The sequence below is a fragment of the Nocardioides sp. WJ219 genome (assembly GCF_058559815.1).
Window position 1 is genome coordinate 337,823 of record NZ_JBZUJV010000004.1, and the last position, 25,193, is coordinate 363,015.

The window sequence follows — 25,193 nt, forward strand, 5'->3', positions numbered from 1 at the left end:
GGCGCGGCGCAGGGGAGGATCGACACCCCGGCGGCCGCCCGGCCGTCGACCGACACGGGTCCAGGAGACGTCCGGGGTTCACCTGGCGGCGCCAGCGTGGGGTCATGCGCGTTGCGATCGTGACCGAGTCCTTCCTGCCTCAGGTGAACGGCGTCAGCAACACCGTCCGCCACGTGGCCGAGCGCCTGCGTGCCACCGGCCACGAGCCGCTGGTCATCGCGCCCGGTCCCGGGCCCACCAGCCACCGCGACGTCCGCGTCGTCCGGGTCAGGTCCGTCGGGCTGCCGGGCTACCGCTCGTTCCCGCTCGGGCTGCCCGACCCCGTCGTCCAGAACGTCCTGCGGGACTTCCGTCCCGACGTCGTGCACCTGGCCTCGCCGATCATGCTGGGCGCCGTCGGTCTGCGTGCAGCCCGGCGCCTCGGCATCCCCACCGTCGCGGTCTACCAGACCGACGTCGGCGGGTTCGCCCGCCAGTACGGCCTGCACGCGGAGTCGGCCGTCTCGGCGTGGGTGGGCCGCCTCCACCGGCGCGCCACCCGGACGCTGGTGCCGTCGACGGCGTCGTACCGGCAGCTGCAGGGGCTCGGCGTGGACGACCTGCACCTCTGGGGCCGGGGCGTCTCCCTCGACCTGTTCGGCCCCGAGCGTCGCGACGAGGGCCTGCGCGCCGAGTGGCTCGGAGCGGACGAGCCCGGCCGGTTCGTGGTCGGCTACGTCGGACGCCTGGCCCCCGAGAAGAAGGTGCACCGGCTCGCCGAGCTGGCCGACGTGCCCGGCGCCCGGCTCGTCGTCGTCGGTGACGGCCCCGAGCTGGGGCGGCTGCGCCGGCTGCTGCCCGACGCCCACTTCACCGGCCAGCTGCAGGGCGCCGAGCTGGCCCGCGCGTTCGCGTCCCTCGACGTGTTCGTGCACACGGGGGAGTCGGAGACGTTCTGCCAGACGGTCCAGGAGGCGCAGGCCAGCGGCGTCGCGGTGGTGGCGCCCGCGGCGGGCGGCCCCCTGGACCTCGTCGACACCGGTCGGACCGGGCTGCTGTTCGACGTCGCCGACCCCGGCTCGCTCCGTCGCCAGGTCGCCGCCCTGACCGACCCCACGGCCCGCGCCGGGCTCGCGGAGGCCGCGCTCGACCGGATCGCCCACCGCACCTGGCCGGCGATGGTCGACCAGCTGGTGCAGGCGCACTACCGGGCCGTGCTCGACGACCCGGCCCTGGACGCCGCTGCGTGACGACGCCGGGCAGTGCGTCCGAGCGCCGAACCGTGCGCCCGGGTGCGGTCAACACCGCCTTCGTGCTCGGCGGGCTGGCCGCCCTCCCGGTGACGGCGCGCCTGGTCGTGCACGTCCAGGGGCGCGTCGCGCGGGCGGCCATCGGCAAGCCGCTGGGCGAGAGCCCGCACGTCGCCGACCGGACCTACAAGAAGAAGCTCGGCGACCCCATCGACCTGCTCCTGCTCGGCGACTCGATCGCCGCCGGGCTGGGTGCGGACAAGGCCAAGCACACCCTGGGCGCTCAGCTCGCGTCGCGGCTGGCCAAGAGCACCGGACGGTCGGTGCGGCTGCTCACCGCGGCCCACGTGGGGTCGGAGACGTCGATGCTCCGCGCCCAGCTGTCCGCGCTCCCGGCGACGTACCACGCGGACGTCGCGGTCATCGTGGTCGGCGGCAACGACGTCACCCACCGGGTGCGGGTGTCGGAGTCGCGCCGGCACCTGGAAGAGGCGATCACCCACCTGCGGTCCCGGCACACGGCGGTCGTCGTCGGCACCTGTCCCGACCTCGGCGCGCTCACGGCCGTGCCGCAACCCCTGCGGACACTCGCCAGGCGGGCGTCGCGCCAGCTCGCCGTCGCCCAGCGCGAGGTCACCACGGTCAACGGCGGCATCGCGGTCAGCCTCGCCGCCGTCGTGGGTCCGTTCTTCATCGCCCAGCCCGACCACATGTTCTCCATCGACCGGTTCCATCCCTCCAGCGCCGGCTACGAGCGCACGGCCAAGGCGATGCTCCCGGGCGTCCTGGTCGCCCTGGGGCTCTCGGACTCGCTGCCGCACGGGGTCCACGGGCCGTCGACCACGCCGGCGCCCGGGTGAGGCACCGGGTCCGCCGTTCGGCTCCTGCGGGACGGCGGACGGCCTACCCTCGCTGCATGCTGCGCCTCGAGTGCCTCGTCGTCTCCCTCCTCCTCGGCGTCGCCACCGTCGTCGCCCCGGTCGCCGCCGGTGCTGCGACCATCCGCATCGACGAGCCCGACCGCGACGGCCAGCACGGGGCTGCGCTCGACATCACCACGGTGCGCGTCTCCAACAACGACCACGCGATCGTCACCACGATCACGTTCCGGCGCGTCACGACGGGCGACCTCGCCCTGTACTACCGGCCCGTGGGCGCCGACCCCGACGGCGTCGTCAAGGTGGTGAGCCGCCACCGGCCGCGCGGCGACCGCAACACCGTCGACACCGTCGACGGGCGCCAGCGCTGCGACGGGCTCCGGGTGACCTGGGACGAGACCACCGACAGCGTCCGGGTCCGGCTGCCCGCCCGGTGCGTCCACGGTGGTGACTACGGGGCGGTGCGGACCCGCCTGATCACCGAGATCGGCTCCGACGCCGACCTGGCACCCGGGACGCCTCGGGGCGGCTGGCCCTGGAGCCGAGCGGTCGCTCGCGGCTGAGGCGCCGCCGGCCCCGCGGGTGCGATACTGACCGCCGTGAAGGACCAGGCCCGGCGTGACCGGCAGACGGTGGAGATCGCCACCGTCCTGACCGTCGTCGTGGTCGTCGGCGCGGGCACGTTGGCCGTCGGCGCAGCCGCCACCGAGGTGAGCCCGTGGGCGGGCGTCCTCGTGGCGATGCTGGTGCTGGCGGTCCTCTACGTCCTCGTCGTGCCGCGCAGGTAGTCGACGTCGATCGGCGCGGGGGCGACGTCGAGCGCCACCCACCCGACGTACGCCGCCGCGAGGTCGAGCCGTACGACGGCGCGCACCGGCAGGCCGCCGGGCCCGGCGGGGTCGCGGGCCAGCCCCTCGCCGGTCGCCTTGAGCACGGCCTCGGTGCGGGTCCAGGCGACCGCGTCGCCGTAGTCGCCCGCGTGGACCTCGGCGCGCTCGACGTCGACGCCCACCGGACCGTCCCACGACCAGGCCACGACGACCAGCCCCTCGACGTAGGACAGGCTCACCGACGGCGCCGGGCCCTCGGCCGGCCGGACCCACGGCCGCCCGTGGTCGGCCGAGCCGCAGCGCGGGCACAACCGGCCCGCGGCGACCGCGCCGAGCTCGCGGGCCAGCAGCTCGTGGGCCCGCAGACGCAGCGAGGGTCGCGTGCCCCCGGAGAGGCACGCGACCCTCGCGCGGAGAACCGGGGGAGTCAGGTCAGGCCCAACGCTCCGACGCCGGCGTGAACGACAGCTCGCGGTCGCCGGTGTAGATCTGCTTGGGCCGGGCGATCTTCTGCTCCTTGTCCTGCACCAGCTCGAGCCACTGCGCGAGCCAGCCGGGGGTGCGGCCGATCGCGAAGAGCACGGTGAACATCTCGGGCGGGAACTGGAAGGCCTCGTAGATCAGGCCGGAGTAGAAGTCGACGTTGGGGTAGAGCTTGCGCTTGACGAAGTACTCGTCCTCGAGCGCGATCTTCTCCAGCTCGAGCGCGATCTCCAGGAGCGGGTTGGTGCCGGTGACCTCGAAGACGTCCTCGGCGGCCTTCTTGATGATCCGGGCCCGCGGGTCGTAGTTCTTGTAGACCCGGTGGCCGAAGCCCATCAGGCGCTCGTTGCCGTCCTTGACGCCCTTGATGAAGTCGGGGATGTTCTCCTTCGACCCGATCCGCTTCAGGGACTTCAGCACCGCCTCGTTGGCACCGCCGTGCAGCGGGCCGTAGAGGGCGCCGACGCCGGCCGCGACGGCCGAGTAGGGGTCGACCTGCGAGGAGCCGACCGAGCGGACCGCGTTGGTCGAGCAGTTCTGCTCGTGGTCGGCGTGCAGGATGAACAGCACGTCGAGGGCCTTGACGAGGCGCTCGTCGGCCTCGTACTTCTGCTCGCTCATCTTGAACAGCATCGAGAGGAAGTTGGCGGTGTAGCCGAGGTCGTTGTCGGGGTAGACGAACGGCTTGCCCTGGGCGTTGCGGAACGCCCAGGCGCCGAGGGTCGGCATCTTGGCGATCATCCGCACGATCTGCAGGTGGCGGGTGTCGGCGTCGGTGATCCGGCCGGCATCGGGGTAGAACGTCGAGAGGGCCCCCACCGACGCCATCAGCATCCCCATCGGGTGCGCGTCGTAGCGGAAGCCCTGCATGAACTCCTTGACGTTCTCGTGCACGAACGTGTGGTAGGTGATCTCGTGCACCCACGCGTCGTACTCGGTCTTGGTCGGGAGCGCCCCGTGCACCAGCAGGTAGGCCACCTCGAGGAACGTCGAGCCCTCGGCGAGCTGCTCGATCGGGTAGCCGCGGTACTCGAGGATGCCCTGGTCGCCGTCGATGTAGGTGACGGAGGAGCGACAGGAGGCGGTGTTGACGAAGCCCGGGTCGTAGACGGCGAGCCCGGGGGACTCCTCGTCGGTCCGGATCTTCCCGACATCGGCGGCCTTGATGGTGCCGTCGGTGATCGGGACGTCGTACTCCTGGCCGGTGCGGTTGTCGCGGACGGTGAGAGAGTCGGTCACCCGTCCAACGTAGTCGGCGTCCGCGCGACGCGGAATCCCGGGCACCACTGTGCGGACGCCGACCCGCCCGCGAGTGGCCGAGCCGGCCACGCGTGGGACGTCTCGGGCGTGGATTTGGCACGCCGTCGCCCGCAGCCGTAGCCTTGCTGGTCGCGTCCCTGCCGCGCCGCACCCCTGACCCGGGTGAGGTGCAGTCCCGGACGGCTCACCGGTCCGCCGGGGGGTCGAGCCGGGCCGAGTTCGTCAAGAGATGCGAGCACCACCTCCGACCGGGGCGGACCCCGGACCGGATCCTACGAACGCAGAAAGCAAGGTCATGGGTACCTACGCCCCCAAGCCCGGCGACATCACGCGCACGTGGCACGTCATCGACGCCGAGGACATCGTCCTCGGCCGTCTCGCCGTCGAGTGCGCGACACTCCTGCGCGGCAAGCACAAGGCCACCTACGCGCCCAACGTCGACGGTGGTGACTTCGTCATCGTCGTCAACGCCTCGAAGGTCGCGCTGGCCGGCAACAAGAAGCTGACCAAGAAGGTCTACCGCCACTCCGGGTTCCCGGGCGGTCTCACCGAGACCGCGATCGGCGACGTCCTGAGCAAGGACGCCCGCAAGGTCATCGAGAAGGCCGTCTGGGGCATGCTCCCCAAGAACAAGCTGAGCCGCCAGCAGCTGACCAAGCTCAAGGTGTACTCCGGCCCGGAGCACCCGCACGCGGCTCAGAAGGCCGTGCCCCACGAGATCAAGCAGATCTCCCAGTAATCACGACCTCCACTGAGACCCAGAGACTGAGCAGGTAGAAACCCATGTCTGAGAACGCTCTTCCCACCGACGGCGAGGTCGAGGAGACCTTCACCCCCGACGAGCAGGGCGTGTCCTACACGTCCGAGAGCGCCGCGTCGGCCGACACCCCGGCCCGTCCGGCGACCATCGCCCCCGCTGCGGCCACCGGCCGTCGCAAGGAGGCCGTCGCCCGCGTGCGCATCGCCCCCGGCACCGGCGAGTTCCGCATCAACGGCCGCTCGATGGACTCCTACTTCCCCAACAAGCTGCACCAGCAGGTGGTCAACGAGCCGTTCGCCGCCCTCCAGCTCGAGGGACGCTTCGACGTCATCGCCCGCATCCACGGCGGCGGCATCACCGGCCAGGCCGGCGCGCTCCGCCTCGGCATCGCCCGCTGCCTCAACGAGATCGACCTCGAGACCAACCGCCCCACGCTGAAGAAGGCCGGGCTGCTCACGCGCGACTCGCGCGTCATCGAGCGCAAGAAGGCCGGTCTCAAGAAGGCCCGCAAGGCGCCCCAGTTCAGCAAGCGCTGACCCCCGGCGTGCCGCGCATCTTCGGCACCGACGGCGTCCGCGGCCTCGCCAACGGCCCGCTCACGGCCGAGCTCGCGCTCGGCCTGGGCGTGGCCGCTGCGCGCGTGCTCGTCGACCACGGCGAGTACGCCGGGCAGCGGCCGTTGGCCGTCGTCGGCCGCGACACCCGGATCTCCGGGCAGTTCCTCGAGCACGCCGTGGTGGCCGGCCTGGCCGCTGCCGGGGTCGACGTCCTGCGGCTGCGGGTCCTGCCGACACCCGGCGTCGCCTACTTCACCGATGCGCTCGGCGCCGACGTCGGCGTGGTGATCAGCGCCTCCCACAACGCGATGCCCGACAACGGCATCAAGTTCCTCGCGCGCGGTGGCGTCAAGCTCGACGACGCGCTCGAGCGCGAGATCGAGGCGCAGATCGGCGAGGACTGGGACCGGCCCACCGGCGCCGCCGTCGGCCGGGTGCGGCCGTACGCCCCCACCGTCGAGGAGTACGCCGCCCACCTGGTGCGCACCCTCGACGGCCCGCTCGGCCGGCGCGGCCCGCTGCGCGTCGTCCTCGACTGCGCGCACGGCGCGGCGTTCGAGGTCGGACCCCGGGCGTTCGCCGACGCCGGCCTCGAGGTGGTCACCATCGGCGCCGAGCCCGACGGGCTCAACATCAACGACGGCTACGGCTCCACCCACCTGAGCCGGTTGCAGCGGGCCGTGGTCGACCACGGCGCCCACGCCGGCTTCGCGGTCGACGGCGACGCCGACCGCTGCCTGGCGGTCGACGCCACCGGCGCGATCGTCGACGGCGACCAGATCCTGGCGATCATGGCGCTCGCCCTGCGCGACGCCGGGCGGCTCTCCGACGACACCGTCGTGGCCACCGTGATGAGCAACCTTGGCTTCGTCAGGGCGATGGAGGCGGCGGGCGTCACCGTGCGCCAGACCGCCGTCGGTGACCGCTACGTGCTCGAGGACATGCGCTCCGGCGGGTTCAACCTCGGCGGCGAGCAGTCGGGCCACGTCATCATGCGCGACCACGCCACCACCGGCGACGGCCTGCTCACGGCCCTCCACGTGCTGCAGCGGATGGTCGTGACCGGCCGGTCGCTGCGCGACCTCGCCTCGGTCGTCACCCGGTTCCCGCAGGTGCTGGTCAACGTGCCCGGCGTCGACAAGGACCGCTGCGACGACCCCGAGCTGCTCGCCGCGGTCTCGGCCGAGGAGTCCCGGCTCGACGGCCAGGGCCGGGTGCTGCTGCGCCCCTCGGGCACCGAGGCCCTGGTCCGGGTGATGGTCGAGGCGGCCACCACCGACGACGCCCAGGGCACCGCCGACCGCCTCGCCGACGTCGTACGCCGCCGCCTGGCGCTCGCCTGAGCGGCGCGCCGCTCCTACCCCAGCCCGCCCGTCCCGAGGAGGACCCATGAAGCACCTGTCCCGCACCCGCCGCTGGGCGGCGCTGCCCGCCGCTGCGCTCCTGACCGTCTCGCTGGCCGCCTGCGGCGGTTCCGACGACGACGAGCAGGCGGAGGACCCGGCCTCGTCGGAGTCCGCCGAGCCCGAGGCCGGCGACCTGCCCGACTGGGCGCCTGCGATCGAGACCGACGGCGAGGACGTCGTCGGCCTCGACTTCACCGACGCCCCGGAGCCCGGCACCGAGCTCGAGGTGCACACGGTGACCGAGGGCGACGGCCCGCCGGTCGAGGCGGGCCAGCTGCTCACCGTCGACTACTTCGGCTCGGTCTACCAGGGCGAGGAGCCCTTCGACGAGACCTTCAGCGGCGAGCCGGCGCAGTTCCCGATCGGGGTCGGGCAGCTCATCCCCGGCTGGGACGAGGGCATCCCCGGCGTGCCGGTCGGCAGCCGGATCATCATGTCCATCCCCCCGGACCAGGGCTACGGTGACGCCGAGCAGGCCGGCATCCCCGGCGGCTCGACCCTGTACTTCGTCATCGACGTCGTCGACGCCCAGGACGCCTGAACCGCCGATAACCGGTTCCGCCGGGCGCGGGTCCGCTCCTAGGTTGGGGGGCGTGAGCACCGTGGTCCGCCCGTTCGACCCGACCGACGACGCGCAGGTGCGGGCCGTGTGGGAGGTCGGCCGCGCGGCCGAGGCCGAACGCCCCTACTCGACGTACCCGTCGTGGGAGGCCGCGCGGACGTTCCTGACGGCCGTCCAGCCCGACCGGGTGGAGCAGCGCTTCCTGGCCTGGGACGGCGCCGAGGTGGTGGGCTCCGGACTGCTGTCCGGTTCCACCGTCGACAACCCCACGCTCGCCCATGTCTCGGTCTCGGTGCGCCCGGACCGGCGCCGCGAGGGCATCGGCTCGCGGCTGCTGGAGCGCGTCGAGGCGGCGTCCGCCGAGCTGGGTCGCTCCACGGCCACCGCGGAGGTCTACGCCCCGGTCGACGGCACCAGCGCCGCCCTCGAGATGGCGGTGCGCCGCGGCTATGCCGTCGACATCGAGGACGGCGTCAAGGTGGCCGACCTGCAGGCCACCCGGTCCACCTGGCCCGACCTCGCGGCGGAGGCGGCGCCCCACCACCGCGGCTACCGGCTCCGGACGGCGTGGACGCCGCTGCCCGACGACCTCGTCGCCGCCTACTGCGAGGTCGACAACCGCTTCTACGAGCTGGCGCCCTCCGGTGAGCTGCAGCGCGAGGCCGAGACGATGGACCTCGAGCGCTACCGGGCCCGCGAGGAGGTCTTCGCGCGGGCCGGCCGGCTCGAGCTGGTCACGCTCGCCCACGACGAGCAGGGGCGCCCGGCCGCCCTGTCGGCGCTGGTCGTCAGCACCTCGGCGGCGCACCGCGCCCAGCAGGGCGGCACGATCGTGCTGCCCGAGCACCGCGGGCACCGGCTGGGGCTGGCCTGCAAGCTGGCCAACCACCGGGCGCTGGCCGAGCGGTTCCCCGACATCGAGTGGATCGTGACCTACAACGCCGACGTCAACACCGCCATGAACGCCGTCAACGACCGGCTCGGGTTCCGGGTCGTCGAGCGCTGCGTCGAGGTGGTCAAGCACCTGTGAGTGCGTTCATCCCGGTTCGCTAGGTTCGACCCTCCTGACGTGGAGGGGAGGGCAGCGATGCCGTACGAGGGTCCACCGCTGGTGGTCGAGGGACTGTCCAAGAGGTTCGGGTCGGTCGACGCCGTCGACGACCTCAGCTTCACGGTGCGGCCGGGCTCGGTGACCGGCTTCCTCGGGCCCAACGGGGCCGGCAAGACCACCACGCTGCGGATGCTGCTCGGCCTGACGACGCCGAGCGCGGGACGCGCCCTGGTGGGCGACCGGCCCTACGCGGCCCACCCGACCCCGGCCCGGGTCGTGGGGGCGGCCCTCGAGGCCTCGAGCTTCCACCCCGGACGCACCGGCCTGGGCCACCTCGAGGTGTACGCCGCCCAGGTGGGCGTGCCGAGGTCCCGCTGCCACGAGGTCCTCGAGCTCACCGGCATCGCCGAGGCCGCCGGGCGGCGCGTCGGCGGCTACTCGATGGGGATGCGGCAGCGGCTCGGGCTCGCCACCGCCCTTCTCGGCGACCCGCCCGCCGTCGTCCTCGACGAGCCGGCCAACGGCCTGGACCCCGAGGGCATCGTGTGGATGCGCACGCTGCTGCGCCACTTCGCCCGCGAGGGCCGCACCGTGCTCGTCTCCAGCCACGTGCTCGGCGAGGTGCAGTCGACCGTCGACGACGTCGTCGTGATCGCCCGCGGCCGGCTGGTGCACGCGTCCTCGCTCGACGAGCTGGCCGCCATGGCCGACACCGAGACCCACGTCGTCTCGCCCGACGCCGAGGGCCTCCGAGGGCTCTGCGAGCAGCGCGGCTGGGCGGCGGTGCCCGACGGCGACGGCGTACGCCTCGCCTCCGTCGACGCCGCCGAGGTCGGGCACGCCGCCCACCAGGCCGGCCTCGAGCTGCACCAGCTCGCCACCCGGGGGGTCGACCTCGAGCAGGTGTTCCTGCGGCTCACCGCCGACCGCCGGCAGGCCGAGACGCAGCCGGGAGCGGCGGCATGAGGGCCGCGCTGGTCGCGGAGTACCGCAAGCTGGTCTCGACCCGGCTCTGGTGGATCCTGCTGCTCGTGATGGCCGGCTACCTGGCCTTCCTCGGCCTGGTCCTCGGGTTCTCGGTGACCGTCGAGCCGAGCGCCGACAGCGAGGTCGTCCAGCTCCGGGGGGTCGACGCCGCGATCACCGTCTACTCGGTCATCAACGGCGCGGGCTACGTCTTCCCGCTGGTGGTCGGCAGCCTCGCCATGACCACCGAGTTCCGCCACCGAACGGTCACCCAGTCGCTCCTCGTCGATCCGCGACGCTCGGTCTTCCTCGGCGCCAAGCTGCTGGCCACCGTGCCGGTCGCGGCGATGTACGGCGTCGTCGGCACCCTCGCCGTCGTGGCCGCCGGCGCCACGCTGCTGGCGACCCGCGGTGACGGGGCCTACCTCGGCGACGGCGACGTGATCACCGCCCTGCTCGCCGGCGTCCTGGTCACGGTGCTCTGGGCGATGATCGGCGTCGCGTTCGGCAGCCTGGTCACCAACCAGGTCGCCGCGATCGTGGTGATCCTGGCCTTCACCCAGTTCGTCGAGCCGATCGCGCGGTCGGTGGCCGCGGCCGTCGACGCGCTCGAGCCGCTGGCGCAGTTCCTGCCCGGCGCCGCCGCCGACGCCGTCATCGGCGGCAGCTTCTTCGCCGGCTTCGGCGGCGGCGAGGTCGACCTCCTGCCGCGCTGGGGCGGGCTCCTGGTGCTGCTGGCCTACACCGCGGTGCTGGCCGCGATCGGTCGGTTCACGACGTTGCGGCGCGACCTGGGCTGAGGGTTCGTCCGAAACCTGCCGCACGTGCACGCCTCAGGGCGTACCGTCCGGCCATGCGCCCAGCTCGGAGTCGGTCGATCGTCCTGGCGTTGGTCGCCGCCCTGCTCGTGCTGGTGCCGCCCGTCCCTCGTCCGAGCGCAGCGTCCGACCCGGCGGACCCGGAGGCCGGGGGAGGCATCCGCGGGGTCGTGACCGACGGGTCGGGGGAGCCGGTCGAGGGTGCCCAGCTGACGATCGGGCTCGTCGACGGCGATCGGTCGCGCGTCTTCCTCACCGACGACGAAGGTCGGTACGACCTGCCGCTCGCGCCGGGTGTCTACTCCGTCTGGGCCGGTGCGCCGGACACCGAGCCGGAGCGCCTCGAGACGGTCGACACCGGGGTGGACGGCTACGCGGTGGAAGCGGGCCAGTGGCTGACGCTCGATCACCGCCTGCTGCGGGGAGCGCCGGTGACGGGACGGGTCGTCGATGGACGCGGAGAGCCCGTGCCCGGTGCGTCCGTGACGGTCGTCAGCACCGACGGCTCGCGGACCTACCCGCACAGCGACCCGGTGCGGACCGACGCCGACGGCCGGTACGCGGTCGCAGGCGTGATGCCGGGCCGGTACCGGTCCGCCGTGGTCGCTGATGGGTACGCCGTCGGCCTCTGGCCGGACGCCGGCTTCGAGCTGGAGGCGGGGGAGTTCGACGTCGTCGACGACACTGAGGTCGCGCTGGGCGAGACCCGGCTGCACCGGTCGGGCTCCGTCTCCGGCCGCCTCGTCGAGGACGGCTACCTCCAGTCGCCCGCGGCAGTGCTGCTCAGACCCGACCGGGCGGGCCGCCTCCAGGTGGTCTCGTCGTACCCCGCTGGCGTGCCCGACGAGTCGGGGCGGTTCGAGTTCACCGACCTCCCGCCCGGTCGCTACTGGCTCCGCGCCGGCTCGACCGAGTACGTCGAGTACTGGGCCGACTCGCCCACGGCCGGGGGAGCCGTCCCGATCGACCTCGCCGAGGGCCAGCGCCTCGAGCTGCCCGACCTCACCCTCCGTCCCGGACGGGTGGTCGGGACGGTGGTGACCGACGACGGCCAGCCCGCCGAGCAGCTCGAGATGCTCCTGGAGCGGCAGGAGGGGGCGCGCTGGCTGACGGTGGCCGAGGCGTACACCGACCAGACGGGGGACTACTCCTTCGCCGAGCTGTCGCCGGGCCGCTACCGGGTGGGCTTCCTGGACGGCGCCACCCACCGCCGCCGGACGACCGAGGTGGACGTCGAGTTCGGTGGGCCCCCGGTCCGGGTCGACGCGCGGCTGCACGGGCGCGGCACCCTCTCCGGCACCGTCCGGTGGCCCGACGGCGCCCCAGCAGTGGGGGCCAGCGTCGTGCTGTTCGGTCGTCGGCACGGCGTCTGGGTCCCTGCGTTCGGCGGGCACCCGGGTCCGGTCGGACGGGCCACGGACTCCTCGGGTCGGTACCGGTTCGAGCTGTCGGACGGTGTCTTCCGGGTCGGTGTGGCCCAGGCGGTCGGACTCGAGCCGCAGGTGTTCGCCGGTGGCCCGACGGTCGCCACGGCCGATGACCAGCCGGTCGTCGCCGAGACCGACCGCCGGGTCGACGTCGTGCTCCCGCGCCCGGGAACCGTGTCTGGCCGGGTCACCGATGAGTCCGGTCGCCCGCTCGCAGGCGTGACAGTCCAGGCCCTCCAGCGCGCCGGGGACTCCGTCGCTCCGCGCACCCGCACCAACCGCGACGGGCGCTACGTCATCGACCACGTGCACCCTGGCGGGTACCGCGTGGTCGCGGTCGTCGAGGGACGGGTCCCCGAGGTGTACCCGGACTCACCGCTCGAGCTGACGGGCCTGCGCGGGGGCACCCGGGTCCGTGTCGAGTCCGGCGCCACCCGCTCCGGTACCGACCTCGACCTGACGAAGGGTTCGACGCTGCGGTCGACCTTCGTCCCGCGGACCCGCGACCGGGTACGGGACGCCGACGTCCGGCTCTTCTGGCAGGACCGTGACCGCTGGGTCCCGGTCAGGCGCGGCGACGGCCTCGTGCAGACGGGACTGCCTGCGGGTAGGTACCGCCTGGCGTACCGGGCTGGGTTCGCCAGCGGTGCCCAGGTGGCCGTCGGGTACGGCCGGCCCGGGCCCAACCCCCGGCCCGATGGCCGGGTCGTCACGCTCGACGGCGTCCGGTCCGCCAGGGTGCGCACGGTCGTCGACCCACGGGGCGTCGTGAGCGGCCGGATCAGGCGCCCGGGTCCCTCGACGAGGGTCGCGATCGATCGCCGGGTCGGACGCTCCTGGCGGCCGGTCACCGTCGTCGGCGCCCACTCCACGGACACCGGACCGGTCTATGCCACCCCGGCCCTGCCGCCCGGGCGCTACCGGCTGCGGTTCTCCGGGCCGCTCCGGTTCCCTCTGACGGCGACCTCTGACGTCACTCCGTCGCGCCCAGCCCGGCGGGACGTGACCATGCCCGGCCTGTCGTGGGCGGGACGGATCGGTCCCTCCCAGGTCGGCACGGTCGTCCGCGCCGTGCGGCCCGACGGGACGGTCGCGGCGCTGACCCGGGTCGTCCCAGGCGCCGACGACCAGACGACCTTCGTCGTCGGTCCGCTCCACAGCGGGAGCCGGTACACGCTGGGTGTCCACGACCCGACCGGGAGGTACGAGGACTTCTACCTCGGGCCCCACGAGTGGGGCGGCGTGGGCCGGTACTTCAACACCACCTGGGTCCTCGGTCTGGCCGACGCAGCATTTCTAGAGCCCACCCGCGACGTCCCCTGGGCCGAGTTCCATGGTTCGGCGGCGCCGGGCCCGGTGCTGCACGGTCGGCTGCAGCGCCCCGACGGCACTGCCTGGGACGGCGCCACCGTCCAGGTGCTGACGGTCCGCGACGGTCAGATGGAGACGGTGGTCGAGACCACCACGACCGGTCGCGGGTTCTGGCGGGCGGACGGCCTGGCGCCGGGCTCCTACCGGCTGCGCTACGACGTCCGGGACGACAGCACGCTCGACCCGGTGCTCCAGGTCGACGGTGGCTGCCGCCCTGAGGACGGACGAGCCCTGGTGATCGCCTCCGACGGCCTCGTGGACGCCGGGACGGTCCGCCTGGCAGCCCGTTCGAACCGGCCCCGCCCGGAGACCGCCCCCGTGATCTCGGGGTCGGCGGTCGTGGGAGAGGAGCTCGTCGTCACCCGCGGCCGGTGGAGCCCGTGCGACGTCGAGGTGCGGCACGAGTGGCTGCGCGACGGCCGGCCGGTCGTCGGCGCCACCGGATCCTCCTACCGCGTCCAGGAGGCGGATCGAGGGCATCGCCTGAGCGTGCGCACGGTGGTCGCGCCCGTCCAACGGGCCGGACGGTCACCCAGGTTCGCGTTCACCAGCGGGGAGACCGCTCCTGTCGGGTGAGTGTCGGCCAGCCCTCAGAGCTTGCGCAGCCGCACGTACCGCACCGAGTGGTCGGCGTCCTTGCGCATCACCAGCGTCGCCCGTGAGCGCGTCGGCAGGATGTTCTGCACCAGGTTGGGACCGTTGATGGTGTCCCAGATGCGGGTGGCCTCGGCGACGGCCTCCTCGGCGCTCAGGGCGCCGTACTTGGCGAAGTAGGAGTCGGGGTCGCGGAAGGCCGTCTCCCGCAGCCGCAGGAACCGCGAGATGTACCACTCGCGGATCTTGTCGCGCCCGGCGTCGACGTAGACGGAGAAGTCGAAGAAGTCGCTCAGCGTCAGGCCGGTGCGGCCGTCGTCGCGCACCCGTGCCGGCTGGAGGACGTTGAGGCCCTCGACGATCACGATGTCGGGGCGCTTGATCACGACCTTCTCGTCGGGCACGACGTCGTAGACCAGGTGGGAGTACGTCGGCGCCTCGACCTCGTCCTTGCCGGACTTGATGTCGACGACGAAGCGGAGCAGCGCGCGGCGGTCGTAGGACTCCGGGAACCCCTTGCGCTGCAGCAGGCCGCGGCGCTCGAGCTCGGCGTTGGGGTAGAGGAAGCCGTCGGTGGTGATCAGCGCGACGTTGGGGTGCTCGGGCCAGTGGGCGAGCATCTGCTGCAGCACCCGGGCGGTGGTCGACTTGCCGACCGCCACCGAGCCGGCCAGGCCGATGACGAACGGCGTGCGCGGCGGGGTGGGCTGGTGCAGGAACTGCTCCTGCTCGCGGTGCAGCCGGCCGGCCGACTCGACGTACAGGCTCAGCAGCCGCGACAACGGCAGGTAGACCTCCTGGACCTCCTCGAGGTCGAGGGCGTCGCCGAGCCCGCGCAGGGTCCGGATCTCGTCGGCGCGCAGCGGGTTGGTGGTCTCGTGGGCGAGCGCCGCCCAGGCCTCGCGGTCGAGCTCGATGTACGGCGAGGACTCGCGGCCGGCCTCGTCGAGGCGGGGACCCGTCGCTGAGCTCGAGCCCGATGACATGTCCGGATTCTTGCAGCCTGCGTGCCGGTGCCTCCGACGGGTCCGCGGCCCGTAGAGTTGGCGGCTATGTGCGGGATCGTCGGCTACGTGGGTCCGAGGCAGGCCCAGGACGTCGTCGTCGAGGGACTGCGGCGCCTGGAGTACCGCGGCTACGACTCCGCCGGGGTCGCCCTGGTGCTCGACGGCCGGGTGGCGGAGGCCAAGAAGGCAGGCAAGCTCGCCAACCTCGAGAAGGCCCTCACCGAGACGCCGCTGCCGGCGTCGCACACCGGCATCGGCCACACGCGGTGGGCCACCCACGGCGCGCCCAACGACGTCAACGCCCACCCCCACCTCGGCCACGGGCGCCGGGTCGCGCTGGTGCACAACGGGATCATCGAGAACTTCGCCGACCTGCGGGCCCGTCTCGAGGACGACGACCACGTGCTGGTCTCCGAGACCGACACCGAGGTGGTCGCCCACCTCGTCGAGCTGCAGGTCGCCTCCGGCGTCGACCTGACCACCGCCATGCAGCGGGTGTGCCAGGTGCTCGAGGGTGCCTTCACGCTGGTGGCGATCGACTGCCACGACCCCGACCGGGTCGTCGCCGCGCGGCGCAACAGCCCGCTGGTCGTCGGCGTGGGCGACGGCGAGAACTTCCTCGGCTCCGACGTGGCGGCGTTCATCGAGCACACCCGCGAGGCGATCGAGCTCGGCCAGGACACCGTCGTGACCATCACCCGCGACGCCGTCGAGGTGACCGACTTCGGTGGCAACCCCGCCGAGGGCCGCGCCTACCACGTCGACTGGGACCTCTCGGCGGCCGAGAAGGACGGCCACGACTGGTTCATGCGCAAGGAGATCTTCGAGCAGCCCAAGGCCGTGGCCGACTCGCTGCTCGGCCGGCACTCGCAGTCGGGGCTGCTCCAGCTCGACGAGATGCGGCTCTCCGACGAGGAGATCCGCGACATCGACAAGATCATCATCATCGCCGCCGGCACGTCGTTCTACGCCGGCATGGTGGCCAAGTACGCCATCGAGCACTGGACGCGGATCCCCGTCGAGGTCGAGCTGTCCTCGGAGTTCCGCTACCGCGACCCGATCCTCGACAACTCCACGCTCGTCGTCGCGATCAGCCAGTCCGGCGAGACCGCCGACACGCTGCAGGCCATCCGGCACGCCCGCACCCAGCGCTCGCGGGTGCTGGCGATCTGCAACACCAACGGCTCCACGATCCCGCGCGAGTCCGACGCGGTGATCTACACCCACGCCGGCCCCGAGATCGGGGTGGCCTCCACCAAGGGCTTCCTGACCCAGCTCGTCGCCTGCTACCTGCTCGCGCTGTACGTCGCGCAGGTCAAGGGCACCCGCTACGGCGACGAGATCGACGAGATCATGGCCCAGCTCGACGCCATCCCCGGCCACATCCAGACCGTCCTCGACGGCGCCCAGCAGGTCTACGACCTCGCGCACGAGCACGTCGGCACCCGCTCGGTGCTCTTCCTCGGCCGGCACGCCGGATACCCGGTGGCCCTCGAGGGGGCGCTGAAGCTCAAGGAGATCGCCTACCTGCACGCCGAGGGCTTCGCGGCCGGCGAGCTCAAGCACGGCCCCATCGCCCTGGTCGAGGAGGGGCTGCCGGTGCTGTGCGTCGTCCCTCCCCGCGGACGCGACCAGCTGCACGAGAAGATGCTCAGCGGCATCCAGGAGGTCCGCGCCCGCGGCGCCCGCACCATCTGCCTGGCCGAGGAGGGCGACACCCGCATCGAGCCGTACGCCGATGTGCTGATCCGCCTGCCCCGCGTGCCGGTGCTGCTCCAGCCCCTCGTCGCCACCGTGCCCCTGCAGCTGTTCGCCTGCGAGCTGGCCACCGCGCTCGGCCACGACGTCGACCAGCCCCGCAACCTCGCCAAGTCCGTCACGGTCGAGTAGTGGTCGAGGTCGCTGCGCGGGTCGCCGGGATGGTCCCGGACGTCCTGGCCCCACAAGACACGTCTCAGGGGCCATGTCGTCCGGGACTGTCCCGCGTCGGGGTCCGGTGACCGTCCGATGGCGGTGATCGGGGTCGGGATCGACGTGTGCGACCTCGACCGGTTCGCGGCGTCGATGGAGCGGACGCCGGGCCTGCGCGAGCGCCTGTTCACCCCGGCCGAGGCGACCCGGCCGCTGGCGTCGCTGGCGGCGCGGTTCGCCGCCAAGGAGGCGCTGGCCAAGGCCCTCGGCGCGCCGGGCGGGCTGAGCTGGCACGACGCCGAGGTGTTCTCCGAGGAGAGCGGCCGCCCCCGCCTCGAGCTGCGCGACACCGTCCGCGCCCGCGCCGACGAGCTCGGCGTCGTCCACGTGCACGTCTCGCTGTCCCACGACGCCGGCATCGCCTCCGCCGTCGTGGTGCTGGAGTCCTGAGGGCGGAGGGGTTCGCGGCTCGTCCTGGCGGTTCGGGGGCGTTGCAACACCCCCGAGGCGCAGGATTCCCCGGTGCACCGGGGAGTCCTGCACCGGCGCGCGATCGTCACCCCACGCCCGACGCCGTTACCCCGCACGCACCCGTCCGACCCGTCCCGGAAACATCGCGTCCCTACGTTCGCGGTCTCGGGCCACAGGGACGAACGACGAAGGGACGTGCGTGAGCACACGCAGGCAGGGCACGCGCAGGCAGCTGGCGGCGGCAGTGGCGGGGACGGTCGCGCTGGCGGGGGTGACGGTGGTGACGACGACGGTGCCGGCACCGGCCGACGACGCGGGTCGGGCGGCGGGGTCGGGCGGGGCGATGCTGGCGCCGTACTTCGTCGAGAGCGACCTCACCGGCGACGACCAGGTGACCGAGGCCGACCTCGACCTCGCGGTCGACGCCCTCGGTACGGTCGCGGCCGACCCCGGGTGGGCGGCGGTCGCCGCCGCTGACCAGGACGGCGACGGCGTCCTCACGATGACCGACGTGGCCGACCTCGCCCAGCGGGTGCTGTACGACGACGGGCCGTTCGAGCTGGTCGAGGCCTCGGCCGTCGACATGCAGAAGGCGATGAACGCCGGGGTGCTCACCTCCGTGCAGCTCACCCAGGCCTACCTCGACCGGATCGCGGCGTACGACGCCCTCAGCGGCGGCGACCGCGCCCGTCCGCTCAACTCGATCATCACCACGGGCGACGCGACGGCGCTGGCGGCCGCGGCGCGCAGCGACGCCCTGCGGGCGGCGAACGGCGGGCCGCGCAGCATGCTCGACGGCATCCCGGTGGTCGTCAAGGACAACTACGACACCGAGGACATGCCCACCAGCGCCGGGCACGGCAGCTGGGAGCGCAACCAGACCGAGGACGACGCGGCCATGGTCGCCGGGCTGCGCGACGCCGGTGCGGTCGTCCTGGCCAAGGCGAGCCTCGACGAGTGGGCGCTCGGCTTCGCCTCCGAGTTCACCTCCGGCGTGCCGGCCGGCAGCAGCAAGCTGGTCGCCAGCCCCTACGCCCCCGGCCGGACCGCGGGCGGCTCGAGCGGCGGCACGGGCGCGTCGATCTCGGCCAACCTCGGCGCCATCGGGTTCGGCTCCGACACGGGCGGGTCGATCCGGGTGCCGTCGTCGTACAACCAGCTCGTGGGGGTGCGCCCGACCGTCGGGCTGGCCAGCCGCGACGGGATCGTGCCGCTCGCGCTGAGCCAGGACACCGGCGGTCCGATGACGCGCTCGGTCACCGACGCAGCGGTCGCCCTCGACGCCGTCGTGGGCGTCGACCCCGCCGACCCCGTCACCGCCGAGCAGCAGGGCAAGGTGCCGGCGTCGTACACCGAGTACCTCGACCCGGACGCCCTCGAGGGCAAGCGCTTCGGCTACCTGACGACCATGGTGCCCACCAACAACGCCGCCACGCAGCGGCTCTTCGCCCAGGCCGTCGCGGACCTGCAGGCCCGGGGCGCGGTCGTCGAGCCGATCACCACGACCGCGCTCAACGCCACCCTGGCCGAGCCCAGCGGGAGCACCAACGAGTTCAAGCACGACCTCGACCTCTACATCGAGGACCACCTCGACCCGACGGTGGCGACCCGCGACCTGGCCTCGATCGTCGCCTCGGGACGACTCGTGCCGGGCCGCGCGGGGACCTACACCTCCCGCAACGCGGTCACCCCGGAGCAGTACCAGTCCTGGATGGCCAGCCACACGGCCGCCATCGCCGCGGGCGAGACCGCCCTGACGGGCCTGCTCGACGGCAACGACTGGGACGCGATGATCTACCCGTCGACCAACGGCTACGGGACGATCGGCACCAACATGCGGCTGAGCCCCAACACCGGCATGCCGGCCGTCACCGTGCCGATGGGGCAGGCCAACGCCAGCGAGGCCATCCCCGGCGCCGGGGTCAACCTCGAGCTCGTCGGGCGCAACTACAGCGAGGGTGAGCTCCTCGGGATCGCCTACGCCTACGAGCAGGCGACCCACCACCGCACCACGCCGGCGCTCTACCCGGCGCTGGCGCCCGCGCCGCCCGCTCCCCGTGAGGGCGTCGTGGCCGACCGCGCCGCCGGCTACACCGTGACCGTCTCCGACGCCGCGGTCGAGATCGGGGACGAGGTCACCGTGACGGTGGCGACCGACGCAGCCGCCGACCTCTACGCCTACGACCTCGACCTCGGCTTCGACCCCGAGGTGCTGCGGTACGACGGCGCGTCCACCACCGCCGCGATGCCGTACGGCGTGGTGGAGCCCGGTGACGGCACCGTCTCGCTCGTCGGCTCCGAGCTCGGCTCGTCGCCGGCCACCTCGGGCGCCACGACCCTGGCGACGCTCACCTTCACCGCGGTGGGGGAGGGCACGGCCGACGTCGTCGCCGACCCGCTCGTCACGGTGGCGGGCGACCTCGACACCGCCACGGTCGACGACGTCGGCTCGGCCACCATGGCGGTCGGCCTGCGCGCCGCCCCCGTCGCCACCACCGCCCCGGTGGTCACCGGCACGGCGCGGGTCGGGCAGACGCTCACCGCCACCGACGGCGCCTGGACGCCCGCGGGTGCCACCCTCACCCGCCAGTGGCTGCGCGACGGCACGCCGGTCGCGGGCGCCACCGGCGCGACGTACGACGTGGGGGTCGCCGACCTCGGTGCCGTGCTCGGCGTCCGGGTGACCGCGACGCTCGACGACCACGCGCCGGGCACGGCCACCTCGGCCGGGCGCACGGTCCGCGCGGCGCTGACCCGCACCAGCGCGACGGTCTCGCCGGCCCGGCCGCGGGCGGGCACCCGCCCGACCCTGGTCGTCCGCGTCACCGCGCCCGGCGTGACGCCGTCCGGCACGGTCTCGGTGACCTACGCCGGCCGGACGGTGCGCACCCGGCCGCTGCGCCTGTCGGCCGGTCGCGCCACGGTGTCGCTGCCGCCGCGCCGCGTGGGGACCTACCGCCTGAAGGTCGCCTACACGCCCGCGGCCGGGTTCGGGCGCAGCAGCACCAGCCGCACGGTGACCGTCCGTCGCTGACGGCGGACGCGCGTCCTGCCTCACGCTCCCCACTAGCGTGGAAGCGTGAGGCAGGCGCACACCGCGGACCAGGTCCGGGCAGCCGAGGCGGCGCTGATGGCGACGCTGCCCCCCGGCGCGCTGATGCAGCGGGCGGCGCACGGCCTGGCGCACGCGGTGCTCGGCCTGCTCGCCCCCGGCACCTACGGACGACGGGTGCTGCTGCTCGTCGGCCCGGGTGACAACGGCGGTGACGCCCTGCACGCCGGCGCCGTGCTCGCCCGCCGCGGCGTCGCGGTGTCGGCGTGGCTGCTGTCCGACCGCGTGCACGAGGAGGGCCTGGCGGCGCTGCGCAGCGCCGGCGGCCGCACCACGACCACCGCCCCCGGGCACCGTCCCGACGTCGTGGTCGACGGGGTGGTCGGCATCGGCGGCCGCCCCGGCCTGCACACCGGGGCCGTCGCCGCTCTCGAGCACGTCGCCGGCGTGCCGCTCGTCGCGGTCGACACCCCCAGCGGTGTCGGGGTCGACACCGGCGAGCTGCCCGCCGCCGGGACCCACGTGACCGCCGACGTCACGATCACCTTCGGCACCCACAAGGTCGCCCACCTCGTCGACCCGGCAGCCGCGGCTGCCGGCGCGGTGCACCTCGTCGACATCGGCCTCGGCCCGCACCTGCCGCCCCCGGCCGTCGAGGCGCTGCAGCCCGCCGACGTCGCCGCGGTCCTGCCGCGGCCGACGCGCGACGCGCAGAAGTACTCCCGCGGCGTCGTCGGGGTCCGCGCCGGCTCGGCGACCTACCCCGGCGCGGGCCTGCTCTCGGTGGCCGGCGCTGGCTGCGGCCTCGCCGGCATGGTCCGGTACGTCGGCGACGACGCGGTCGGTGACCTCGTCCGCGCCCAGCACCCCGAGGTCGTCGGCCCGGGTCGGGTGCAGGCCTGGGTGGTCGGGTCGGGCAGCGGCGACGGCGCGGCCGGCACGCTCGCCGAGGCGCTCGCCGACGGCGTACCGGTCGTGGTCGACGCCGACGCGCTCGTCCACGCACCCCGCGACCGGCCCGACACCGTCCTCACCCCGCACGCCGGCGAGCTGGCCCGGATGCTCGACGTCGACCGCGCCGACGTCGAGGCCCGCCCCCTCGCGCACGCCCGCGCCGCCGCGGAGACCTACGGCTGCGTGGTGCTGCTCAAGGGCCGGCACACCCTGACCGTGCACCCCGACGGCCGGGTGCGGGCCACCACCACCGGCACGCCGTGGCTGGCGACCGCCGGTGCCGGCGACGTCCTCGGCGGCGTCATCGGCGCCCTGGCCGCCGCGGGCCTCGACCCCTACGACGCCGCGAGCGTCGGCTCGTGGCTGCACGGCGCGGCGGCGACCCACGCCTCGGCGGGCGGGCCGATCACCGCCGGTGACGTGGCCGATGCCGTGCCGCAGGTCGTGCGCGACCTGCTGCGACAATCGCTCCCATGACCCGGGCCGAGATCGTCGTCGACCTCGACGCGGTCCGCCACAACGTGCGGCTGCTCCGTGAGCTGACCGGGGTCGCGATGATCACGGTCGTCAAGGCCGACGGCTACGGCCACGGCATGGAGCAGGTCGCCCGTGCCGCCCGCGAGGCCGGTTCGGAGTGGCTGGCGGTCGCCACCCTCGACGAGGTACGCCGCCTCCGCGCGGCCGGCGACACCGGCCGGCTGCTCACCTGGCTCACCGTCCCCGGCGAGGACTACGACGACGCGGTGCGCGCCGACGTCGACCTCACCGCCTACTCCGTCGCCGAGCTCGACGAGATCTCCGCGGCCGTCACCCGGGTCGGCCGTCCGGCCCGCGTGCAGGTCAAGGTCGACACCGGCCTGCAGCGCGGCGGCGCCGCGCGCGCCGACTGGGAGCCGGTGCTGACCCGCGCCCGGACCGGCGAGGAGGCCGGCCACTGGCGGGTCACCGGGCTGTGGTCCCACCTCGCCTGCGCCGACGAGCCCGACCACCCCGCCAACGACGCCCAGCAGGCGGCGTACGACGACGCGCTCGTGCTCGCCGACGAGGTGGGCCTGCGACCCGAGGTGCGCCACCTCGCCAACTCCGCCGCGGCGATCCTGCGCCCGCAGGCCCGCTACGACGCCGTCCGCGTCGGCCTGGCGACCTACGGGCTCGACCCGGCCCCCACCGTGGCGCACGGCACCGACCTGCGACCGGCCATGACGGTGCGGGCCGAGCTGGCGCTGGTCAAGCACCTCGGGGCCGGCGACTCCGTCTCCTACGGCCACACCTGGACCACGCCCGCGCCCACCACCGTCGGTCTGGTGCCGGCCGGCTACGCCGAGGGCGTGCCGGTCACGGGCAGCAACCGGCTCGAGGTCGCCGTCGACGGTGTGCGCCGGCCGGTGCGCGGACGCGTGTGCATGGACCAGGTGCTGGTCGACCTGGGCGGCACCACCCCGCCGCCGGGCACCGAGGTGGTGCTGTTCGGGCCGCCCGGCGAGGGCCGCGCCACCGCCCAGGACTGGGCCGAGGCGTGCGGCACCATCAACTACGAGATCGTCACCCGGATCGGAGGACGCATGTCCCGTCGCTACCTAGGTCTGGACGAGCACGCATGAGCGCCGGTCACAGCGGGCGCCGCTGGCTGATCGGGTCGCTCGGTGGCGCCGTCGGCATCGCCGCTGCCGGCACCGCCGTCGGACTCCTGCGCAAGCAGCGGTCGGTGAGCCGGGTCGCCGGTGACTCGGTGCCGTTCGGCTCCCTGCGGTCGACGCCGATCACGGTGGTGGCCGACGACGGCACGCCGCTGCACGTCGAGATCGACGAGGCCGACGCCGAGGGCGCCGAGCCGGCGTCCGGGGGCCCGCACGGCCGGACCCTGCCGGTGACCGTGGTCTTCATCCACGGCTACTGCCTCCACCTCGACGCCTGGCACTTCCAGCGCGCGGCCTACCGCGGCCTGGTGCGCGCGGTCTACTACGACCAGCGCTCCCACGGGCGGTCGGGACGCTCCGACCGCACCCACGCCACCATCGACCAGCTCGGCCACGACCTGCGCTCGGTCATCGAGCACACCGTGCCCGACGGACCGGTGGTGCTCGTCGGCCACTCGATGGGCGGGATGACGGTCGTCGCGCTCGCCGAGGCCTACCCCGAGCTGTTCGGCACCAAGATCATCGGCGTCGCACTCATCTCGACCACCGCCGGCGGCCTCGACCCCAGCCGCGTCCTGATGCCGCTGCTGCCGGCCCGGCTCACCAACCGGTTCACCCACCGGGCCGTCGCCACCCTGGCCCACGGCCACGGCGCCGTCGACCAGGTACGCCGCGTCGGCCGCTACATCGCCAACGCCGCGACCAACCGGTTCGCGTTCGGGGGCGACGTACCGGACTCCTACGTCTCCTTCGTCGACGACATGCTCGCCGCAACGCCGTTCGAGGTGGTGGCCGACTTCTTCCCGAGCTTCCACGGCCTCGACAAGTTCCACAGCGTCGAGGTGCTCGACGAGGTGCCGGTCTCGATCATCTGCGGCAGCGTCGACAAGCTCACCTCGCTCGGTCACTCCCGCAAGCTGCACGTGCGCATCCCCGGCTCGCGGCTGATCGAGCTCGAGGGCGCCGGGCACATGGTGCCGCTGGAGCGGCACGACCAGGTCAACGCAGAGCTCGACCAGCTGATCACCGCCGCGACCACCCGGGCAGCCAGCCGGTGAGCCGCCGGTGACGGTCTCCGTGCGCCGCGTCGGCCCGGAGTCGGCGGCCGCGGTGCTGGGGATCGTGCGTGAGGCGTTCGGCAGCCGCCCGCCGCTCGACCCGCCCGCCGACGCCCTGGGAGAGACCGAGGCCTCGATCGCGACCCGGCTGGCGCTCGGCGGCGGCCTGGTCGCCCGCGTCGACGGCGAGCCGGTCGGCGCGCTGATCCTCGACTCCGTCGGCGACGCCCTCTACCTGCGCCGCTTCGGGGTCGTCACCGCCGCCCGGGGCCACGGCGTCGCGGGGGCGCTCATCCAGGCGGCGTCGGAGGCCGCGGCCGCGGTGGGCAAGCCCTGGCTGCGGGTCGTGGCGCGCGAGGAGCTGCCGCGCACCATCGGGTTCTGGGTGCACCGCGGCTTCGTGCAGACCGACCGGCGCTCGCCGTACGTCGAGCTGGTGCGGCCGGTGCCGGTGGTCCACCACGTGCCCACCGCCGACGACATGCGAGCGCTCGGCGCCCGCCTGGCCGCCGACCTGCGCGCCGGGGACCTCGTGGTGCTCACGGGCGACCTCGGCGCCGGCAAGACGACGTTCACCCAGGGCCTCGGCAGCGGGCTGCACGTCGAGGGTGCGGTGACGTCGCCGACGTTCGTCATCGCCCGTGAGCACGTCGCGGCCGGCGACGGCCCGGGGCTCGTGCACGTCGACGCCTACCGCCTGGGCGGGGCGGCCGAGCTCGACGACCTCGACCTCGACACCACCCTCGACGCGGCCGTCACGGTGGTCGAGTGGGGCGAGGGCCTCGCCGAGGACCTCGCCGACTCCCGCGTCCAGGTCCGGATCACCCGCGCCGTCGACGCCGGCCCCGACTCCGACGCCCGGACCGTCGAGGTCGTCCGGCTCGGCCCGCGGTGGGCCACCACCTGAGCCC

At 74.0% G+C, this 25,193-nt stretch carries 22 protein-coding genes; 19 read left to right on the forward strand and 3 right to left on the reverse strand.

Translation table 11 applies throughout. The features are described from left to right. Window positions 1-104 precede the first annotated feature (104 nt). The 4 genes from AC4MBH_RS12390 to AC4MBH_RS12405 are packed head-to-tail and all read left to right on the forward strand — an operon-like array spanning window position 105 to window position 2,895. Window positions 105-1,229, forward strand: coding sequence for a glycosyltransferase family 4 protein (locus tag AC4MBH_RS12390; RefSeq protein ID WP_491795183.1), 1,125 nt, complete (start codon window positions 105-107; stop codon window positions 1,227-1,229). Window positions 1,230-1,261: 32 nt separating this feature from the next. After that, window positions 1,262-2,089 carry an SGNH/GDSL hydrolase family protein gene (locus AC4MBH_RS12395; protein WP_491795184.1) on the forward strand — a complete coding sequence of 276 codons (828 nt, stop codon included), beginning with the start codon at window positions 1,262-1,264 and terminating at the stop codon, window positions 2,087-2,089. Between the two features lie 56 nt (window positions 2,090-2,145). Further along, window positions 2,146-2,670 (forward strand): hypothetical protein, encoded by a 525-nt coding sequence (locus tag AC4MBH_RS12400; protein WP_491795185.1) that lies wholly within the window; start codon window positions 2,146-2,148, stop codon window positions 2,668-2,670. A gap of 36 nt (window positions 2,671-2,706) precedes the next feature. Further along, entirely contained in the window at window positions 2,707-2,895 is a 189-nt protein-coding gene (locus tag AC4MBH_RS12405; RefSeq protein ID WP_491795186.1) for a hypothetical protein, read from the forward strand. Here the strand turns inward: AC4MBH_RS12405 and AC4MBH_RS12410 are convergent. Then, on the reverse strand, window positions 2,868-3,176 hold the full coding sequence (locus AC4MBH_RS12410; RefSeq protein ID WP_491795187.1) for a hypothetical protein: 309 nt from the start codon (window positions 3,174-3,176) through the stop codon (window positions 2,868-2,870). The two genes, AC4MBH_RS12405 and AC4MBH_RS12410, sit on opposite strands and share 28 nt — an antisense overlap. A gap of 193 nt (window positions 3,177-3,369) precedes the next feature. After that, window positions 3,370-4,659: a citrate synthase gene (locus AC4MBH_RS12415; RefSeq protein WP_491795188.1), complete on the reverse strand. Its 1,290-nt coding sequence runs from the start codon at window positions 4,657-4,659 to the stop codon at window positions 3,370-3,372. A gap of 316 nt (window positions 4,660-4,975) precedes the next feature. On the opposite strand from AC4MBH_RS12415, the gene rplM reads away from it, so the two are divergent. The 8 genes from rplM to AC4MBH_RS12455 are packed head-to-tail and all read left to right on the forward strand — an operon-like array spanning window position 4,976 to window position 14,174. Then, complete coding sequence (rplM, locus tag AC4MBH_RS12420; RefSeq protein WP_491795189.1) at window positions 4,976-5,419, forward strand: 50S ribosomal protein L13; 444 nt, start codon at window positions 4,976-4,978, stop codon at window positions 5,417-5,419. A 44-nt stretch (window positions 5,420-5,463) separates the two neighbouring features. Continuing rightward, a complete protein-coding gene (gene rpsI / locus AC4MBH_RS12425; RefSeq protein WP_491795190.1) occupies window positions 5,464-5,976 on the forward strand; it encodes a 30S ribosomal protein S9 in 513 nt (170 codons plus the stop codon). An 8-nt stretch (window positions 5,977-5,984) separates the two neighbouring features. Continuing rightward, on the forward strand, window positions 5,985-7,340 hold the full coding sequence (gene glmM / locus AC4MBH_RS12430) for a phosphoglucosamine mutase (RefSeq protein ID WP_491795191.1): 1,356 nt from the start codon (window positions 5,985-5,987) through the stop codon (window positions 7,338-7,340). A 46-nt stretch (window positions 7,341-7,386) separates the two neighbouring features. Next, the gene (locus AC4MBH_RS12435) at window positions 7,387-7,944 is read left to right on the forward strand and encodes an FKBP-type peptidyl-prolyl cis-trans isomerase (protein ID WP_491795192.1); all 558 of its coding nucleotides are present in this window, start codon (window positions 7,387-7,389) and stop codon (window positions 7,942-7,944) included. Window positions 7,945-7,996: 52 nt separating this feature from the next. Next, the gene (locus AC4MBH_RS12440) at window positions 7,997-8,995 is read left to right on the forward strand and encodes a GNAT family N-acetyltransferase (protein ID WP_491795193.1); all 999 of its coding nucleotides are present in this window, start codon (window positions 7,997-7,999) and stop codon (window positions 8,993-8,995) included. Window positions 8,996-9,052: 57 nt separating this feature from the next. Further along, window positions 9,053-9,982 (forward strand): ABC transporter ATP-binding protein, encoded by a 930-nt coding sequence (locus AC4MBH_RS12445; protein ID WP_491795194.1) that lies wholly within the window; start codon window positions 9,053-9,055, stop codon window positions 9,980-9,982. Further along, complete coding sequence (locus AC4MBH_RS12450; RefSeq protein ID WP_491795195.1) at window positions 9,979-10,782, forward strand: ABC transporter permease; 804 nt, start codon at window positions 9,979-9,981, stop codon at window positions 10,780-10,782. The genes AC4MBH_RS12445 and AC4MBH_RS12450 overlap by 4 nt, the downstream gene beginning before the upstream one ends. Before the next feature lie 53 nt (window positions 10,783-10,835). After that, window positions 10,836-14,174: a carboxypeptidase regulatory-like domain-containing protein gene (locus AC4MBH_RS12455; RefSeq protein WP_491795196.1), complete on the forward strand. Its 3,339-nt coding sequence runs from the start codon at window positions 10,836-10,838 to the stop codon at window positions 14,172-14,174. A gap of 14 nt (window positions 14,175-14,188) precedes the next feature. Here AC4MBH_RS12455 and coaA read toward each other — a convergent pair whose 3' ends face one another. Continuing rightward, window positions 14,189-15,178, reverse strand: coding sequence for a type I pantothenate kinase (gene coaA / locus AC4MBH_RS12460; RefSeq protein ID WP_491795197.1), 990 nt, complete (start codon window positions 15,176-15,178; stop codon window positions 14,189-14,191). Window positions 15,179-15,244: 66 nt separating this feature from the next. Here coaA and glmS point away from each other — a divergent pair, with 66 nt between their 5' ends. From glmS to tsaE, 7 genes are all read left to right on the forward strand, one after another. Then, on the forward strand, window positions 15,245-17,089 hold the full coding sequence (gene glmS, locus AC4MBH_RS12465; protein WP_491795198.1) for a glutamine--fructose-6-phosphate transaminase (isomerizing): 1,845 nt from the start codon (window positions 15,245-15,247) through the stop codon (window positions 17,087-17,089). Window positions 17,090-17,206: 117 nt separating this feature from the next. Next, window positions 17,207-17,560 (forward strand): holo-ACP synthase, encoded by a 354-nt coding sequence (locus AC4MBH_RS12470; RefSeq protein ID WP_491795199.1) that lies wholly within the window; start codon window positions 17,207-17,209, stop codon window positions 17,558-17,560. A 220-nt stretch (window positions 17,561-17,780) separates the two neighbouring features. Next, entirely contained in the window at window positions 17,781-20,615 is a 2,835-nt protein-coding gene (locus AC4MBH_RS12475; RefSeq protein WP_491795200.1) for an amidase family protein, read from the forward strand. A gap of 45 nt (window positions 20,616-20,660) precedes the next feature. Continuing rightward, complete coding sequence (locus tag AC4MBH_RS12480) at window positions 20,661-22,064, forward strand: bifunctional ADP-dependent NAD(P)H-hydrate dehydratase/NAD(P)H-hydrate epimerase (protein WP_491795201.1); 1,404 nt, start codon at window positions 20,661-20,663, stop codon at window positions 22,062-22,064. After that, window positions 22,061-23,188 (forward strand): alanine racemase, encoded by a 1,128-nt coding sequence (gene alr, locus AC4MBH_RS12485; RefSeq protein ID WP_491795202.1) that lies wholly within the window; start codon window positions 22,061-22,063, stop codon window positions 23,186-23,188. The genes AC4MBH_RS12480 and alr overlap by 4 nt, the downstream gene beginning before the upstream one ends. Further along, window positions 23,185-24,282, forward strand: a complete 1,098-nt coding sequence (locus AC4MBH_RS12490; RefSeq protein WP_491795203.1) for an alpha/beta fold hydrolase — start codon at window positions 23,185-23,187, stop codon at window positions 24,280-24,282. Before alr ends, AC4MBH_RS12490 begins: the two co-directional genes overlap by 4 nt. 7 nt (window positions 24,283-24,289) lie before the next feature. Beyond that, window positions 24,290-25,189, forward strand: coding sequence for a tRNA (adenosine(37)-N6)-threonylcarbamoyltransferase complex ATPase subunit type 1 TsaE (gene tsaE, locus AC4MBH_RS12495; RefSeq protein WP_491795204.1), 900 nt, complete (start codon window positions 24,290-24,292; stop codon window positions 25,187-25,189). Window positions 25,190-25,193: the final 4 nt, after the last annotated feature.

Bases quoted from the DNA above. Each gene is read 5' to 3' on its own strand.
- AC4MBH_RS12390 (WP_491795183.1), top strand. From the start codon at position 105: ATGCGCGTTGCGATCGTGACCGAGTCCTTCCTGCCTCAGGTGAACGGC.
- AC4MBH_RS12400 (WP_491795185.1), top strand. From the start codon at position 2,146: ATGCTGCGCCTCGAGTGCCTCGTCGTCTCCCTCCTCCTCGGCGTCGCC.
- rplM (WP_491795189.1), top strand. From the start codon at position 4,976: ATGGGTACCTACGCCCCCAAGCCCGGCGACATCACGCGCACGTGGCAC.
- rpsI (WP_491795190.1), top strand. From the start codon at position 5,464: ATGTCTGAGAACGCTCTTCCCACCGACGGCGAGGTCGAGGAGACCTTC.
- AC4MBH_RS12435 (WP_491795192.1), top strand. From the start codon at position 7,387: ATGAAGCACCTGTCCCGCACCCGCCGCTGGGCGGCGCTGCCCGCCGCT.
- AC4MBH_RS12445 (WP_491795194.1), top strand. From the start codon at position 9,053: ATGCCGTACGAGGGTCCACCGCTGGTGGTCGAGGGACTGTCCAAGAGG.
- AC4MBH_RS12450 (WP_491795195.1), top strand. From the start codon at position 9,979: ATGAGGGCCGCGCTGGTCGCGGAGTACCGCAAGCTGGTCTCGACCCGG.
- AC4MBH_RS12455 (WP_491795196.1), top strand. From the start codon at position 10,836: ATGCGCCCAGCTCGGAGTCGGTCGATCGTCCTGGCGTTGGTCGCCGCC.
- coaA (WP_491795197.1), bottom strand. From the start codon at position 15,178: ATGTCATCGGGCTCGAGCTCAGCGACGGGTCCCCGCCTCGACGAGGCC.
- glmS (WP_491795198.1), top strand. From the start codon at position 15,245: ATGTGCGGGATCGTCGGCTACGTGGGTCCGAGGCAGGCCCAGGACGTC.
- AC4MBH_RS12470 (WP_491795199.1), top strand. From the start codon at position 17,207: ATGGCGGTGATCGGGGTCGGGATCGACGTGTGCGACCTCGACCGGTTC.
- alr (WP_491795202.1), top strand. From the start codon at position 22,061: ATGACCCGGGCCGAGATCGTCGTCGACCTCGACGCGGTCCGCCACAAC.
- AC4MBH_RS12490 (WP_491795203.1), top strand. From the start codon at position 23,185: ATGAGCGCCGGTCACAGCGGGCGCCGCTGGCTGATCGGGTCGCTCGGT.